General features: G+C 65.7%; 13 protein-coding genes. 6 read left to right on the top strand and 7 right to left on the bottom strand.

All coding sequences use genetic code 11. The annotated features are described in order from the left end of the window. Window positions 1–278: 278 nt before the first annotated feature. From DX912_RS18235 to DX912_RS17210, 4 genes are all read left to right on the top strand, one after another. The gene (locus DX912_RS18235) at window positions 279–461 is read left to right on the top strand and encodes a hypothetical protein (protein WP_147298670.1); all 183 of its coding nucleotides are present in this window, start codon (window positions 279–281) and stop codon (window positions 459–461) included. A 521-nt stretch (window positions 462–982) separates the two neighbouring features. Then, a complete protein-coding gene (locus DX912_RS17220) occupies window positions 983–2,143 on the top strand; it encodes a sensor histidine kinase (RefSeq protein ID WP_181902885.1) in 1,161 nt (386 codons plus the stop codon). Window positions 2,144–2,455: 312 nt separating this feature from the next. Then, window positions 2,456–2,812, top strand: a complete 357-nt coding sequence (locus DX912_RS17215; protein WP_181902884.1) for a response regulator transcription factor — start codon at window positions 2,456–2,458, stop codon at window positions 2,810–2,812. 69 nt (window positions 2,813–2,881) lie between these two features. After that, complete coding sequence (locus DX912_RS17210) at window positions 2,882–3,193, top strand: response regulator (RefSeq protein WP_115844679.1); 312 nt, start codon at window positions 2,882–2,884, stop codon at window positions 3,191–3,193. 645 nt (window positions 3,194–3,838) lie between these two features. On the opposite strand, the gene DX912_RS17205 is transcribed toward DX912_RS17210, so the two are convergent. Together DX912_RS17205 and DX912_RS18810 are read right to left on the bottom strand one after the other, a co-directional pair. Continuing rightward, the gene (locus DX912_RS17205) at window positions 3,839–4,375 is read right to left on the bottom strand and encodes a recombinase family protein (protein WP_115844677.1); all 537 of its coding nucleotides are present in this window, start codon (window positions 4,373–4,375) and stop codon (window positions 3,839–3,841) included. A gap of 60 nt (window positions 4,376–4,435) precedes the next feature. Continuing rightward, on the bottom strand, window positions 4,436–4,771 hold the full coding sequence (locus tag DX912_RS18810; protein WP_115844675.1) for a helix-turn-helix domain-containing protein: 336 nt from the start codon (window positions 4,769–4,771) through the stop codon (window positions 4,436–4,438). Window positions 4,772–5,165: 394 nt separating this feature from the next. Here DX912_RS18810 and DX912_RS17195 point away from each other — a divergent pair, with 394 nt between their 5' ends. Further along, a complete protein-coding gene (locus DX912_RS17195) occupies window positions 5,166–7,346 on the top strand; it encodes a glycoside hydrolase family 3 N-terminal domain-containing protein (protein WP_115844673.1) in 2,181 nt (726 codons plus the stop codon). Window positions 7,347–7,364: 18 nt separating this feature from the next. Here the strand turns inward: DX912_RS17195 and DX912_RS17190 are convergent, their stop codons facing one another. Together DX912_RS17190 and DX912_RS17185 are read right to left on the bottom strand one after the other, a co-directional pair. Continuing rightward, a complete protein-coding gene (locus DX912_RS17190; protein ID WP_115844670.1) occupies window positions 7,365–7,802 on the bottom strand; it encodes a nuclear transport factor 2 family protein in 438 nt (145 codons plus the stop codon). 82 nt (window positions 7,803–7,884) lie between these two features. After that, window positions 7,885–8,286, bottom strand: coding sequence for a hypothetical protein (locus DX912_RS17185; protein WP_115844667.1), 402 nt, complete (start codon window positions 8,284–8,286; stop codon window positions 7,885–7,887). 129 nt (window positions 8,287–8,415) lie between these two features. On the opposite strand from DX912_RS17185, the gene DX912_RS17180 reads away from it, so the two are divergent. Next, complete coding sequence (locus tag DX912_RS17180; RefSeq protein ID WP_115844663.1) at window positions 8,416–9,765, top strand: alpha/beta hydrolase family protein; 1,350 nt, start codon at window positions 8,416–8,418, stop codon at window positions 9,763–9,765. A 230-nt stretch (window positions 9,766–9,995) separates the two neighbouring features. On the opposite strand, the gene DX912_RS17175 is transcribed toward DX912_RS17180, so the two are convergent. From DX912_RS17175 to DX912_RS17165, 3 genes are all read right to left on the bottom strand, one after another. After that, window positions 9,996–10,694 (bottom strand): sensor histidine kinase, encoded by a 699-nt coding sequence (locus DX912_RS17175; RefSeq protein ID WP_115844661.1) that lies wholly within the window; start codon window positions 10,692–10,694, stop codon window positions 9,996–9,998. Further along, window positions 10,691–12,418 (bottom strand): response regulator, encoded by a 1,728-nt coding sequence (locus tag DX912_RS17170; protein ID WP_115844659.1) that lies wholly within the window; start codon window positions 12,416–12,418, stop codon window positions 10,691–10,693. The genes DX912_RS17175 and DX912_RS17170 overlap by 4 nt, the downstream gene beginning before the upstream one ends. Beyond that, window positions 12,403–16,560 (bottom strand): response regulator (locus DX912_RS17165; RefSeq protein ID WP_115844657.1); only part of this gene is annotated, 4,158 nt, incomplete at its 5' end. The genes DX912_RS17170 and DX912_RS17165, both read right to left, overlap by 16 nt.

Raw genomic sequence — 16,560 nt, 5'->3', positions numbered from 1 at the left:
TTGACTGCGCAATCCGCGTCACCTTGTGACGAGAGGTTAGCAACGCCGGCCTTGGATGGCCCCATCTCACGTGCGATCGCGAAAGCCGAACTCGGTTCATCTCGCGTACCGGTGAGTTGATCGAACGTAGCAAGCGACACAGACAGCAGGCTCTGCCGAAACCACCGCGACGCATCTTTTCCGCTGAGTTGGCTGTGCACCGGCGCGTCACTGCATGCTGACGGCCAGGCGCGCAGTGTTGATGCTCGGCGCTTCGCCGACACACTTGGAAGAGCGAGATGGGTAGCGTCAATGAAGGCGATAAGCAGCGCATAGGTCTAGGCAACCAGCAACAATCGCAGCGTCCGGAAGAGCCAGCAGGACCGGTAGCCGGACACAACGAAGACCGGCGCACTGGCGTCAGCGGGCAGCTGGATGAAGAGCACGATGGCGATGACGCCGAAAACGGTGAGCAGAAGTAGTCACTGGGCGCCCGCAAGCGCGTCGGGAAGACGTGCGTTACCGTCTCGTCTCGTCACGCGCTCGTTTATCTTCGTCAGGCCTACTGCGAGCATTCACAGAGGTGACCCAGTGGACTTCAACCGGTGGCATCGGAAGACGGAGCGAAAGGCGAGTGTTCGTGTATGGAGGGGCGCGGCTGTCGCCCTCGTGGCGCTCATGGTTTCGGGCGTGCTCGCAGCGATAGACCAGAGGGCGGGTAGCTTCCTGCGACCGATCATCGAGGTTCTCGCCTGGCTGCCGGTTGGTCTGTTCGTGATTGGGTTCGCCGTTGCCGCAGGCGGCGCATTGAGGCTTTGGCGACTCTACTCGACCCCTTACTCGGTCTATCAGGAGCGATAGCGCAATGGTGCTATCGACCTCAAGACGAGCGTCTTCGGGGCATGGAAAACCGATAGCGGACATCGTCAGGGACACAGGTGTGCGGCCGATGAGCGCAGACCGCGCGCATGGCGTGGTCGGGCATTGGGCGTAGGGTGTTGTGATGATGCATCGCTTTCTCATCGCGAACCGGGACGAACTGGCCGCCCGATGCAGGGTGAAGGTCCAGGCCAGATCCGCCTATGGCGTTCCGGGCGCTGAGCTGGAACACGGCATTTCCGTGTTCCTCGAACAGGTAATCAAGACACTTGAACTCGAGCAGACCGCCGATCCGCTGCAGAGCCGACGCGTCTCAGGGCGTGCCGGTGGCGGCAAGCCGGCGCTGTCCGAGATAGGCGATACGGCGGCCCGGCATGGCAAGGAACTGATGCAGCACGGGTTTACTGTCGAAGAAGTGGTCCACGACTACGGCGACCTCTGCCAGGCGATCACTGATCTCGCGTTCGAGCTCGATGCGCAGATCGAAGTGGAAGAGTTCCGGATCCTCAACCGCTGTCTCGACAACGCGATAGCCAATGCCGTCACCGAGTTCGGATATCAGCGCGACATCGTGGTCGCGGACCAGCACGTGCATGATCTGAACGCACGGCTGGGATTCCTTGCCCACGAGCTGCGCAATCAGCTGGCGACGGCGACGCTGGCACTTTCCGCCATCCGGAATGGAAGCGTGGGTGTCACCGGTGCCACCGGCGGCATCCTCGAGCGTTCGCTGGTAAACCTGGGCAACCTGATCGACCGTTCTCTCGCCGAGGTTCGGATGACCGCCGGTCTTCCACTCCAGAGCCGGTTGTTTTCCGTCCACGAGTTCCTCGCCGAGCTCAGGCTCTCCGCGTCGCTGGAAGCGGACATACGTGGGTTCACACTGAAGGTTTCCAACGTGGACCCATCGCTGGCCGTCGACGTGGATCGTGACCTGCTCCTGGCGGCCGCCGGGAATCTGCTCCAGAACGCCTTCAAGTTCTCGCACCCGCACACCGAGATCACCGTCAACGCGTACGCGGTGGCGGATCGCATCCTCATTGATGTGGAGGACCGTTGTGGCGGCCTTTCATCGGGTGACGCGGAGAAGATGTTCCTGCCGTTCACTCAGCAGGCCCAAGACAGAAGCGGCCTGGGCCTGGGGCTGTCCATCTCCCGCAGGAGCATCGAGGCCAACGCCGGGCTGCTGAGTGTGCGTAACGTTCCCGGCACTGGCTGCGTATTCACCATCGACCTTCCCCGGCATTCGCTGGGCGATGAGCCCACTGTATTCGCCGGACAGTAGGCCGGCCGGCATTCCGGCACAACGTTCCTTCGGACACGCCGAACCGCTTCAAGCGGCATACATAGCACTCCCACTGCGGACCGCGTCCGAAGTCGACGCTCCCGTGGAACGAGGGAGCAAAGCCAGTCGCACAAGACGCGCGCTACCCGTGTTGCTTGTCGAATCGCCGACGCACAGGCCGCGGCGTTCAACGTCATGAACGACCCATCACCTCTTTGCGTGGCCGAGCGTGTACCTTCCTTGATGCATCGGACTCACCCTGGTCCTGTCACCCGAGCCTCCGTGCAGCTCCGCTGCGAGATGAGGCCCGGCATGCGAATCCTTCTGGTCGAAGACTGTGCTGCCACGGCGGAGCAGGTCAGCGAGGCGCTGACCTCTCTGGGTCACGAAGCCGATGTTGCCTGCTCGATAGAATCCACCGCTGAGTTGATCGCACGCAGCGCGTACGACGCCTTCATCCTGGATTTGAACGTCGGTGGCGTCTCCACGCTGGAGGTCGGTGAAGAGCTGCGCCTTGCCGGCCACCTTGTTTGCTTCGCGTCTGGCGTTGACCCACAGTCGGCGCCGAGTGACGCCCTTTTCCTTTCCAAGCCCTACACGCTGGATGGCGTGGCCGACATGCTCGCGCGTCTGTCGCCCCTGGCGCGTAGAACACTCGCTTTCCACTAGGCAGACGAGGCGTCGGCTGCGACGCCGCGTGGGGATACTGTGCGCATACTCTTGCTCGAAGACAGCCCGATGATGGCCGCAACCGTCGTGATGGCTCTGGATTCCGAAGGCCACGACACCGTCCATGTGCTGACGGTCGCCGAGGCCTTCAGAGCACTCGGGGACGATATCGCGTTCGACGTCGCATTGCTTGACGTAGAGCTTGGCGACGAGCTGTCCTTTGACCTGGCACACCATCTTGGAAAGATCGGACTCAGATTCATGTTCACCAGTGCCCGCGATCCGAACCTGATGCCACCGGAGTTCTCGGAAGCGCCGTACCTGCGAAAGCCCTACGACCTTGCGCACCTGTTTCGTGCACTGCATGAACTGACGGCGTAGTGCGACAGCCCGATGCGAACTCGCGGCACGAAGTCCGCACATGACCCGACGGATACCCCATGCGGCTAAGTGGTTAGCGGCCATCCCCCGGGATGGGCCGCGCGCGCCGAAGTCAAAACCGTGCCATCGACAGACGGGACCCCGATCGCGCATTTGTATGTGCGGTTAAAGGACTCAGGGAACACAGCGCCAAGCAGTGCGCGTCGCCCCGGCAATCTGAAGCCGTAGAACGTTGCAGCCTGCCCAGTCGGATAGGGAAAGCGACTCCGCAATCCATGCTGACCAGCTTTAGCGTCCGCACGAAGCGCCGCGCTGCGTCCGCGTCGCCTCCCGAGAGGCCCGCCAGATTTCCTGGCGGGCTCCGTAACTCAGAGGAAGCTACAGGTTATAGCGTTACGTTTGACCGCGCAGAGGGGTCGATCGAGGCCCTTATCGTCTGGCTAGACAAACATGATTGGAGGGCGGTGATCTTACCGTTGAATGTCCGCTTCTGGCCGATAGCGGACGTTCGGAAGAGACGGCCGGTAGTCGAGCTGCTAATGTCCGCTTTCGACCCAAAGCGGACATTGGCTAGCCGGTCCGGAAGAATCACACAGGTGCCCAATGGATGAGAGGGTATTGAAGCGCTTGGAAGTAGCCAGAACGCTACTTGCGGATGCAGCGCGGACCACCTTGCCGGAAACCGAGTTCGATCAGTCGGCACTGACCCATGAAGACTTTAGTGGATAGCTCGCGGCTGTATTCGGCCGCCATTACCCGTTTCACGCTCTTGATGACGACGGTCATTGGGCTGCCGTCGTTCTCGAAGGGCTCCGCGCAGTAGTGAACACGTATCCCGGCCCTCCGGCAGACGTATTCGTAGTAGGCGCTTTCATCAGCGTCCTGGAAGCGCCCCCACCGACTGATGTCGTAAACGAGGACGGCTTCGAAGTCGGTCTCGCCTGACTCAACGTCCCGAATGAGTTGCTTCAGTCCCTCGCGGTGCTCAAGGTTGAGCCCGCTTTTGCCTTCATCGGCGTAAGTCCGAACGATGGCCATCCCGTGCTGCAGGGCGTATTGCTGGATGGCGTCGCGTTGGTTCTCTGTCGAGTACCGCTGATGATCGGTCGACATGCGCACGTATTGGGCGACAGCGAGTGCGCCGTCCGGCCTGGGCTTTGATCGAGTACGCCATGCGCCCATTTCCACGGATTCCGCGGGTGGGGGGCGTTGAGATTCACACGATGTGTTGGATTAAGTCAACTATTTCGTTTGAGCGTCGGAGCCAGTCTTGTGCACCGCCAGAAGGGTTAGGACCGCTCTCTGCTGTTCCTGGTTGAGTTTCCGGTACGACTCTAGGAGCAGCCTCTCGTCGGGAGGGACAGGCTTCTCCGCGCCATCTGAGAAGTGGTCATCACTGACGAGAGTCCAGGGGTGGCAGCAAAGCGCCTCCCCAAGCCGGCTCAGCCAATCGACGGTCAGACGTCGCTTGCCTGTCTCCAGGTGGCTGATCTGCTGGTTTGTTGTCCCGACGAGCACTGCCAGCGCTTCGAGGGACAGGCCCCGGGCCTCCCGTAAAGCTCTAATCCGGTTGATCACTCAGAGTCGCAAATTGACGAGATTGACAGACCTTAACAGAGAGATTCGCGGCGGCGCGCTAGCCGAGATTCCTGCGATGAGGCGCCGCCGAGGGCTCCAAGGCCAAGCCTCTGAAGACCACCGCGGTGGTGATCTGTCGCCCAAACTATGGTGTGACCTCGCTGTCCGTTGCCAGGTCGTGTAGCGCCTAACTCATTGATCTAGCGAGTCGGGCCATACTTTCACTCACTTCCTGAGCCAAAGTTCGTTCCGCTCATCAGGCTGAGCCACAAACTATGGACGCCCGAGAGGGACGGACTTTGGTGTTCTGACCACGGCTGTCCTGCCTTGCGACAAAATGACTTCAGCCACCGGCTGCCCTAGACTCCTGTAAACGTTTTCACGGACCCGCTGCATGTCATCTGCCCGCGTCGAAGCCCTGTTGGCCGCCATGACCCTGGAGGAAAAGGTCGGCCAGCTGGGCGTGTTCGCCGACATGGTCCGGCCCTTCAATCCCGACGTGAACCCGGAGACCAACGCCCGCAACGCCGACCAGGTGCTGGACGAGATCCGGGCCGGCGCGGTCGGTTCGCTGTTCAACGGCTACGGCGTGGAAGCGGGCCGACGTCTGCAGAAAGTCGCTGTCGAGGAAAGCCGCCTGGGCATCCCGGTGATCCTCGCCGCGGACGTCATCCACGGCATGAAGACCGTGTTCCCGATTCCGCTCGGCGAAGCGGCCAGCTTCGAGCCCGACCTCGCGCAGCACACCGCGCGCGCGACCGCGGTCGAAGCCACGGCCAGCGGCGTGCACTGGACCTATGCGCCATCGGTCGACATCGCGCGCGACCAGCGCTGGGGCCGCGGCGCGGAGAGCGCGGGCGAAGACACCTTCCTCTCGTGCGCGTTCGCCGCCGCGCGCGTGCGCGGCTTCCAGGGCGACGACCTGCGTTCGCCCGACGCGCTGCTCGCCACGCCCAAGCATTTCGCCGCGTACGGCGCGGTGGCCGCGGGCATGGAATACGCGACGGTGGACATCTCGCCGCAAACGCTGCGCGACGTTCACCTGCCGCCGTTCAAGGCGGCCATCGATGCCGGCGCGCTTGCGATCATGTCCTCGTTCAACGACATCAACGGCGTGCCCGCTTCGGCTAATGCGTGGCTGCTGACGGACCTGCTGCGCGGTGAATGGAAATTTCGTGGCGTCGTCGTGTCGGACTACACCTCCGACATGGAGCTGATCGCGCATGGCTACGCCGAGGACGAGCGCGATGCCACGCGCCGCGCGATCCTCGCCGGGCTCGACCTGAGCATGCAGAGCGGCTTCTTCGCGAACCACCTTCCCGCGCTGGTCGAGAGCGGCGAGGTGCCGATCGAGCGCGTCGACGAGGCGGTCCGCCGCATGCTGACGCTGAAGGAAACCATCGGCCTGCTCGACGATCCGTACCGTTCACTCGACCTCGCGCGTGAAGCCGACCGCAGCTGGCTCGACGCGCACGATGCACTCGCCCGCGAGGCCGCGCGCCGTTCCATCGTGCTGGCGAAGAACGATGGCGACGTGCTGCCGCTGCGCAGCGCCGGCCGGCGCATCGCGCTGATCGGCCCGTTCGCGAGCGATCGCGACAACATCGAAGGCTGCTGGACGCTGTTCGGCGACAAGTCGCGTTACGTCAGCTGGGAAGACGGCTTCCGCGCCGCGATGGACGACGCGGCGTTGCTCGACGTCGTCGCCGGCTGCGCGCCGGAAGCGCCGCTCGACGGTGGCATCGAAGCGGCCGTCGAAGCCGCTGCGCGCGCCGACGTCGTCGTGCTCGCGCTGGGCGAACCGCAGAACTACAGCGGCGAAGCGCAATCGCGCGTGCAGATCACGATTCCGCCCGCGCAGCAGGCGTTGGCCGACGCGGTCGCCGCCGTCGGCAAGCCCGTCGTCGTGCTGCTGCGCAACGGCCGCGCGCTGGCGCTGGAAGGCGCGGTGCGCGACGCCGACGCGGTGCTCGTCACGTGGTTCCTCGGCACACAGTCGGGACACGCGGTCGCCGACGTGGTGTTCGGGCATTACAGTCCGTCGGCGCGTTTGCCGGTGAGCTTTCCGCTCGCGTCGGGCCAGCAGCCGTACTTCTACAACCACACGCGCACCGGCCGGCCCGAAACGCCGGAGATGTCGGAATTCAAGGCGCGCTGGCGCGAGATCCCGAACGAGCCGCTGTATCCCTTCGGTCACGGCCTGACCTACAGCCGTTTCGAATACGGCGATGTCGAACTGTCGACGAGCGAACTCGCATGGGGCGACACGCTCGAGGTGCGCGCGACGTTGACGAACACCGGCACGCGCGCGGCGGAGGAAGTCGCGCAGCTGTACATCCACGATCGCGTCGCCAGCCGCGTGCGTCCGGTGCGCGAGCTGCGCGGTTTCGCGAAGGTGCGGCTCGAACCGGGCGAACGCACGACGGTGCGCTTCACGCTCGATCTCGAAGCGCTGGCGTTCTCCGGTGCGGACGGCGTGCGCCGCGCGGAGCCCGGCACGTTCGACGTGTGGATCGCGCCGAATTGCAAGGCAGGCAAGCCGGCGTCGTTCAAGCTCGGGCCGGCGCGCGGGTAAGGCCCGCGCGCGTCGTCGTCACCGCGGTTTCGAATACCAGAGCGCGTTGACGATCACCCAGCGGTCGCCGAACTTCCCCATGTGGAAGAAGTCGACGAACCACGGCGTTTCCGCACGCACCGCCGAGGCATTGCCGGCGACGTCGAGCACAGTGCACGAGCGGTTCCATTGATCCTTCGGCGTCTTCAGCGCGCCCTGCTTCGTCAGTTCCACCAGCTCTTCCTTGCTCATGCGGCGCAGGCCTAGACGCTCGTCGGGCGTATCGCCGAGCACGCGCCGCTTCGCGAGATCCGGATGCAGCGAGCGCGCGACGCGTTCGGCATCGCCTTCGAGCTGGCCGTCGACGTAATCGAAACAGGTCGCTTCGAGCGCCGCGCGCGTGGCGGGATCGATGGCGGCTTGCGGCGCGGCGCCGGTGGCCGAGGCGGCGATGAACAACAGACCCATCATGGACATGGCGCGGCTCCTGTATTGCAAGAAGGTCGGGGCAGGATAGTTGTCGAGTAAATGTCTGCGATCGGCCAGAAGCTGACGTTTGCTACTCGCCCGGGAAGAGCTGCGACTCCCCCGTCCGCCGATCCACTACGACCATAAAGTGGCATCCGGGCGGCGCAGGCGCGGGTTTGCATCGAAAGACAAACACCCATTCACTGCGATCTTCGGTCAACTCGTCACCGAAGGTGTCCAACTCATAACGCTCAAGATCTCGGCCGTCTGTCACAGCAACCTCACGAGCCCGAGCCAGCGCCTGTTCCCTCGCCAAAAGCCCGTCATGCGGCGTGTTTGCCTTCGTCGCAGGCCCACCCAATGTCCGCGCCACCGCGAGTGAGCCAGGTCCGAAGCACCAGATGAGCAGCCCGAGGAGCATCGCCGTTGCCATCTTTGGGTAGGAACTGACGAACAACATGTCGATCGTCCGCTTCGGGTCGAACGCGGACATTAGCACCCACGCTCGCGGCCCGTTGCGACGTCCGGTCGAGCCATCCAAACCCCAACGCCCCCACGCGCATCCGAAGGCATGTGGCATCGCCCGATGCCGTAAAGTCGGCCCGGCCGAAGGAGGACGCTCATGCGCAAGGTGTTGGTGACGGTGCTGGTGCTGATCGCGGTGGGAGCCGCGGCGGTGTTCTGGTGGACGCGGCCGGAGCGCGACAAGCCCATCGATCCGCGCATGGCGTGCCATGTCGGCCTGTATCGCCTCGATGACGGTCGTCTCCTCGATATCGCGCCGATGTCCGAACCCGGCCTGCGCTGGCGCGCGATGGACGGACGCACGGGCAAGCTCGTGCAGGACGAGGCCGGCAAGTGGAGCGGAACCGTCGGCTGGAGCGACCACGCCGACACCACGCCGGTATCGCTGGGCACCTGCGAGAAGCCGGCGATGACCTTCGAAGGCCATCGCGGCACGAAGCTGCAGTTCGAAGCGGTGGAGACGCGCTTCGAAGGCAACGGCGAAACGCTCGCCGGGCGCCTCGTGATGCCGCCGGGCGACGGCCCCGTGCCGATCGCGGTGATGGTGCATGGCTCGGAAGGCTATTCGGCGCGCACGTTCAATGCATTCCAGCGCATCTTCCCGGCCAACGGCATCGGCGTGTTCGTGTACGACAAGCGCGGCACGGGCGACAGCACTGGGCGTTACAGCCAGGACTTCCATTTGCTCGCCGACGACGCCGCGGCCGCGCTGAAGGAAGCGCGCCGCCTGGCGGGCAAGCGCGCGGGCCGCGTCGGTTACAGCGGCGGCAGCCAGGCCGGCTGGATCGAACCGCTCGCCGCGCAGCGCAGCGATCCGGATTTCGTCGCGGTGAGCTTCGGCTTGGCCGACAGCCCGCTCGCCGAAGATCGCGATCAGGTGCAGCTGGACCTGATCCGCGCCGGCTTCAAGGGCGACGCGCTGGTGAAGGCGCGCGAAGTGACCGACGCGACCGGCGAGGTGATGGCGTCGGGCTTCAAGGATGGCTACGACCGCCTGGAAGCGCTCAAGGCGAAGTACGGCAAGGAGCCGTGGTGGAACGCCATGCAGGGCGAGTTCACCGGCGACATCGTCAAGCATTCGCCGACGATGTTGCGGCTGGTTGGGCCGTTCCATGACGAAGGCACGACGTGGCGCCACGACCCGATGCCGCCGCTGCGCGCGGTGAAGGTGCCGTTGCTGTGGATCATCGCCGGCGCCGACAAGGAAGCGCCGCCGGAGGAAACGCGTCGTCGCCTGCTGTCGGTGGCGAAGACGAATCCGAACGTGGAAGTCGTCGAATTCCCCGGCACCGACCACGGCATCATCGAATTCGAGACCGGCGCCGATGGCGAGCGCACGGCGCTGCGCTACGCGGACGGCTATTACGCGATGCTCGTGGACTGGATCCGCGACGGCGCGTTGAAGCCGGCGGCGTACGGGAATTCGGAGCGGTTGGCGCCGCGGTAGCGCGTGTCGCTCCTTCGCGGATACAGGCAGGTCCTGGGAGTCTGCTGTCATCCCCGCGAAGGCGGGGATGCAACGTTCCGATGCGTCACGCCCTTCGTAAGACGTGAGAAATCTGATGCATGTGTCCCCGCCTTCGCGGGGACGACAGCTCGAAACCAGCGGTCGTAGCGTCGCCGCAGAAGCCCCGGGTGCGCGTCGCTTACCCGGATGACAAAAGCCTACGCGCGGGATCAGCCCGCGCTGACCGGCAACTGCAACACCACCTCGACCGCGTCATCGCCGCTGGAGCGCGTGCCGAGTTCGCCGCCATGGCCTTTTGCGATGGCGCTGGCGATCAGCATCCGCAAACCCAGGCCGTCGCCCGCGGCGCCGACCTGCGGCTGGGTGAACAAGGTTTCGACGTCGCTGCCTGCGCGGATCGCCGGACTCAGCGGACCGGTGAGGCGCACGCGGCCGTCCTGCACCGCGATGTCCACCACCGCGCGCGCGCCGTTGCCGTGGCCGTTGTCGCGCGGCGTGGAAACCAGCCAGAAGAAGGTCGACAGCAGGTTCGCCAGGCGCGATGCATCGCCTTCCAGGCACGCGGTCTCCGCGTCGCCTTCGTAACGCACCTCGACCGCTTCGCTGCCAAGACCGCGGCTGGCTTCGACGATCAGCCCCAGGTCGATCGGCCCGCTGCGCGTGAGCAGCCGGCCCTGGTCGGCGCGGACCCAGTCGCCGATCTCGTCGATCATGCCGGTGAGGCGGCGGATCTGGCGCTCGATGAGTTCGAACAGCTCGTCGCGTTCGTTTGCATCGCTGCCGCTGTGGCGCAGCAGGAACAGCGCCGACTGGATCGGCGCGAGCGGGCCGCGCAGGTCGTGCGCCCACTTGCTCATCCAGGCGGGGCTGGAGCCGGTGTGATGGCCGGAACGGGAATCGACGGTCATTGCGGCGTGCCCTCCGCGAGCGGGCGCAATCCCTTGCTGCAGATGTCGGTGATGGCCTGGATGTCCGGCGGCTTCACCAGGTGATGGTCGAAGCCCGCCTGCAGCGTGCGCTGGCGGTCTTCGGGCTGGCCCCAACCGGTGACGGCGACGATCACCAGCGCGCTGCCATGCATGTCGCGCAGGGCGCGCGCGACGTCGTAGCCGCTGCGGCCGGGCATGCCGACGTCGAGGAACACGATTTCCGGGCCGAACGCCGACACCTCGCCCTCGACCGTCTGCGGGTCGTACACGGCGCGCGTCTCGTGACCCAGCAGACGCACCATCATCGCCAGCGTGTCGGCGGCGTCGTGGTTGTCGTCGACGATCAGCACGCGGCGCTGCGCGCTGGATGCATCGCGAGCCGGCGCGGGCGTCGGCGGAGATGCTTCGGTCGTCGCCGAGCGCGGCAGGCGCACGCGGAAGGTCGAACCGCGATTCGGGCCTTCGCTATGCACCTCGACGCGGCCACCGTGCATTTCGGTGAGTCGCTGCACCAGCGTCAGGCCGATGCCGAGCCCGCCGCGCGAGCGCTCCACGGTGGTGTCGACCTGGTGGAACATCTCGAACACCGTGTCCATCTGTTCGGCGGTGAGGCCGATGCCGGAGTCGCGGATCCACACCTGCACTTCCTCGCCTTCCAGCGCTGCGCCCAGTTCGATGCGGCCCTTCGCGTCGGAATACTTCGCCGCGTTGTTGAGCAGGTTCGCAAACACCTGCGCCAGGCGCGCGTGATCGGCGTCGAGCGGCACGGGCGATTCGGGCAGCTGCAGCTCCAGCGTGTGGCCGCCTTCCTCGATCAGCGGCCGCGCGGTATCGACGGCGGCGGCGATGACGTCCTGCAGGATCGTGGAGGCGCGGCGCAGCGTGAGCTTGCCGCGCGTGATGCGCGCGATGTCGAGCAGGTCCTCGATCATGCGCACCAGCAGCGACAGCTGGCGTTCCATCATCGACAGCAGCGGATCGTGGTCGTCGGGCGCGCGCAGGCGGCGCACGGCCAGTGCGTTCTGCAGCGGCGCGAGCGGGTTGCGCAGCTCGTGCGCGAGCGTGGCGAGGAATTCGTCCTTGCGCTGGTCGGCTTCGCGCAGGCGACGTTCGGCGCGCGTGCGCTCCTTGTTCTCGGCCAGCAGTTCGCGGTTGCGCAGTTCGAGTTCGGCGTTCGCCGCGCGCAGCGAGGCGTTGAGGCGTTCGAGTTCCTGCGCCTTCTCCGCCTGCAGTTCGCGATGCGCCGTCGCCAGGCTCTCGTTGAGCACCTGCAGTTCGCGACGCTTGCGATACAGCTCGGCGAGCACGGACACCTTGGTGCGCATGATCTCCGGGATCACCGGCACCATCACGTAATCGACCGCACCGAGCTTGTAGCCGCGCAGGCGGTCCAGGTCGGAGAGGTTCACCGCGGTGACGAAGATGATCGGCGTGTTCTCGAAGCGCGGATGCTGGTGGATCAGCGTCGCGGTTTCGAAGCCGTCCATCACCGGCATGTTCACGTCGAGCAGGATGACGGCGTACTCGTCCTCCATCAGAAGCTTGAGCGCTTCCATGCCCGAGCGCGCATCGACCAGTTCCTCGCCCAGCGGCTCCAGGATGGTGCGATACGTCAAAAGACGCCCGGGCTGGTCGTCGACCAGCAGGATCTTGACCGGCGCGGTCGTGGTCACCGCGCCGGTTTCGTTCAGCGTTGCAGCCATTGGCGCAGGACTCCGAGCAGCTGGTCGGTGACGACCGGCTTGGCCAGGTAGTCGGAGGCTCCAGCCTCCAGGCACTTCTCTCGATCGCCCTTCATCGCCTTCGCGGTGAGCGCGACGATCGGAAGCGTGCGGCGGTCGCCCAGCGCGCGGATCTCGCGCATCGTGTCGTAGCCGTCCATGCCGGGCATCATGATGTCCATCAGCACCAGGTCGAGCTCGGGCATCTCGCTGACCTTGGTGACGGCGTCGCGCCCGTTGCCGGCGGTGTGCACGTGCATGCCGTGGCGTTCGAGCACGCTCGACAGCGCGAAGATGTTGCGCACGTCGTCGTCCACCACCAGCACGTTCTTGCCGCGCAGGCCGTCGTCGGACTCGTGCAGGCTGCGCACCATGCGCTGCTTGGCCGGCGGCAGGTTGCCGATGACGCGGTGCAGGAACAGCGCGGTCTCATCGAGCAGGCGCTCGGGCGATTCCACGCCCTTGAGCACCACGCTGCGCGCGACGCGCCGCAAACGTTCGCTCTCCTCGGCACTGAGTTCCTTGCCGGTGAACACCACGATGGGCACGTTCTTCAGCGACTCGTCGGCGTGGATGCGCTCGATCAGATCGAAGCCGGTCATGTCCGGCAGGCGCAGGTCGAGCACGGCGCAGTCGAACTTGCCTTCGCGCAGCGCGGTGAGCGCCTCGGCGCCGGAGCCGACCGTGTCGATGGCGATGTCGTCGTGGCGCAACAGTTCGACGATGCTCATCTGCTCGTTGGCGTCGTCTTCCACCACCAGCAGGCGCTTCACGCGCGGGGCGGCGTACTCCTTGATGCGTTCCAGCGCGTCGCCGATCGTTTCCGACGTGGACGGCTTGGCCAGGTACGAGAAGGCGCCGCGCTCGATGCTGTGATGGCGGCTTTCCTCCACGGTGACGATCTGCACCGGGATGTGGCGCGTGGAGGCGTCCTGCTTCAGGCGCGCGAGCACCGTCCAGCCGAGCATGTCGGGCAGGAAGATGTCGAGCGTGATCGCCGTCGGCTTGTACTCGCGCACAAGGCGCAACGCTTCGTCGCCGCGGTTGGCGTGCAGCACCTGGAAGCCGCGCGAACGCGCGAGGTCGCGCAGCACCGATGCGTAGTGCGCGTCGTCCTCGACGATGAGCAGCGTCGGTACGTCGGAGACGAGCGCGTGGCGGTCGTCCTCGATCTTCTCCGCTATGCCGGTATCGGCGCCGCTGACGTGCTCGGCGGGCATCGGCACTTCCACGCGCACGCGGTTCGCGCTGGTGCCCGGCTCGGGCAGGTTGCGGTCCTGGTTGCTGCCCTGGTAGTTCAGCGGCAGGTACAGCGTGAACGTGCTGCCTTCGCCTTCCACGCTGTGCAGCTTCAACTCGCCGCCGAGCAGCCCGGCGATTTCGCGGCTGATCGCAAGGCCCAGGCCCGTGCCGCCGTACTTGCGCGAGGTGCCCGCGTCGGCCTGCTGGAACGCCTCGAACACGATGCGCTGCTTGTCGGGCGAGATGCCGATGCCGGTGTCGGTGACTTCGATGGCGACCACGACCGGCGCACGCGCGAGCACCGGATGGTCGTCGCTCCAGCCACGCGTGGCCGGACGCGCGGCGAGCCGCACGCTGCCCTGGTCGGTGAACTTGAACGCGTTCGACAGCAGGTTCTTGAGGATCTGCTGCAGGCGCTTGGGATCCGAGCGCAGGGTCGGGCCGAGATCGCGCGAGAAATCGACGGCGAAATCGAGCTTGCGGCGTTCGGCCTCGTGGCGGAAACCGCGTTCGAGGTTCTCGCGCAGGTGCGCGAAGCTGATCGTCTCGATGTCGATGGTGACCGTGCCGGACTCGATCTTCGACAGGTCCAGGATGTCGCTGATCAGGTGCAGCAGGTCGGTGCCGGCAGCGTGGATCGTGCGGCCGAATTCGACCTGGCGCTCGCTCAGGTTGTCTTCCGGATTCTCCGCCAGCTGCTGGCTGAGGATCAGGATGCTGTTGAGCGGCGTGCGCAGCTCGTGCGACATGTTGGCGAGGAACTCGGACTTGTAGCGCGAGGTCTGCGCCAGCTCGGCCGCCTTTTCCTCGAGCGCGCGTCGTGCGTGTTCGATCTGCAGGTTCTTCTGCTCCACCTCGGCCTTCTGCGCTGCAAGCAGCGAGGCCTTCAGCGCGATTTCCTCGTTGGTCTGCTGCAGTTCGTCCTGCTGCGTCTGCAACTCGCCGGCCAGCTGCTGCGACTGCGACAGCAGGCGCTCGGTGCGCATCGTCGCCTCGATCGTGTTGAGCACGATGCCGATGCTGCCCGACAGCTGTTCGAGGAACGCGCGCTGCGACGGCGTGAACTCGTGCAGCGTCGCCAGTTCGATCACCGCCTTGACCTGGTCCTCGAACAGCACCGGCAGCACGATCACGCTGCTCGGCGCGGCTTCGATCAGGCCCGACTGGATGCGCACGCCGGCGTTGGCCTTGCCGGTGCGGCCGATGTTCTCCAGCAGGATCAGGCGCGCTTCGGCGGCGCACTGGCCCACCAGGCCTTCGCCGAAGTCGAGCGTGCGGCTCGCCGAGGGCGCACTGTCGGCGTAGCCGGCCAGCTGGCGCAGGCGCGGCGCCTCGCCGTCGTCGCCTTCCTCGACGATGTACATGACGGCCTGCTGCGCATCCACCAGCGGCGCCAGTTCCGACAGCAGCATCTGGCCGAGCGTGAGCAGGTCGCGCTGGCCCTGCATCATCGAGGAGAACTTGGCGAGGTTGGTCTTCAGCCAGTCCTGCTCGCGGTTCGACTCGGTCGTCGCGCGCAGGTTGGCGATCATCGCGTTGATGTTGTCCTTCAGGTCGGACACTTCGCCGCGCACGTCCACCTGGATCGAACGCGTGAGGTCGCCCTGCGTCACCGCGGTGGCCACTTCGGCGATCGCGCGCACCTGGTTGGTCAGGTTCGCCGCGAGCTGGTTCACGTTGGCGGTGAGGTCCTTCCAGATGCCGGCCGTACCCGGCACCTTCGCCTGGCCGCCCAGGCGTCCTTCCACGCCCACCTCGCGCGCCACGGTCGTCACCTGGTCGGCGAAGATCGCGAGCGTGTTGGTCATGTTGTTGATGGTGTCGGCCAGTTCGGCGACTTCGCCCTTGGCTTCCACGGTGAGCTTGCGGTGCAGGTCGCCGTTGGCCACCGCCGTCACCACCGCCGCGATGCCGCGCACCTGCGTGGTGAGGTTGGACGCCATCGAGTTGACGTTGTCGGTGAGGTCCTTCCACGTACCGGCCACGCCGGGCACGCGCGCCTGGCCGCCGAGCTTGCCCTCCGTGCCGACTTCGCGCGCCACGCGCGTCACTTCCGCGGCGAAACCGTTGAGCTGGTCCACCATCGTGTTGATGGTTTCCTTCAGCTGGAGGATTTCGCCTTCCGCGCCCACCGCGATCTTTCGCGACAGGTCGCCCTTCGCCACCGACGTCGCCACTTCGGCGATGTTTCGCACCTGCGTGGTGAGGTTGGACGCCATCGAGTTGACGTTGTCGGTGAGGTCCTTCCAGGCGCCGGTCACGCCGGGCACCTGCGCCTGGCCGCCGAGCTTGCCTTCGGTACCCACTTCGCGCGCCACGCGCGTCACTTCCGCGGCGAAGCCGTTGAGCTGGTCCACCATCGTGTTGATGGTTTCCTTCAGCTGCAGGATTTCGCCCTTCACGTCCACGGCGATCTTGCGCGACAGGTCGCCCTTCGCCACCGCGGTGGTGACTTCGGCGATGTTTCGCACCTGCGCGGTGAGGTTGGACGCCATCGAGTTGACGTTGTCGGTGAGGTCCTTCCATGTGCCGGCGACGCCCGGCACCTGCGCCTGGCCGCCGAGCTTGCCCTCGGTACCGACCTCGCGCGCCACGCGCGTCACTTCCGCGGCGAAACCGTTGAGCTGGTCCACCATCGTGTTGATGGTTTCCTTCAGCTGCAGGATTTCGCCCTTCACGTCCACGGCGATCTTGCGCGAGAGGTCGCCCTTCGCCACCGCGGTGGTCACCTCGGCGATGTTTCGCACCTGCGAGGTGAGGTTGGACGCCATCGCGTTGACCGAGTCGGTCAGGTCCTTCCACGTACCGGCGACGCCCGGCACGACGGCCTGGCCGCCCAGGCGTCCTTCGGTACCCACTTCGCGCGCCACGCGCGTCACTTC

Source organism: Lysobacter soli (genome assembly GCF_003382285.1).
GTDB lineage: Bacteria > Pseudomonadota > Gammaproteobacteria > Xanthomonadales > Xanthomonadaceae > Lysobacter_J > Lysobacter_J soli.
The sequence above is the reverse complement of the archived record's forward strand: the minus strand, read 5'-3'. Positions and strand labels throughout refer to the sequence as shown.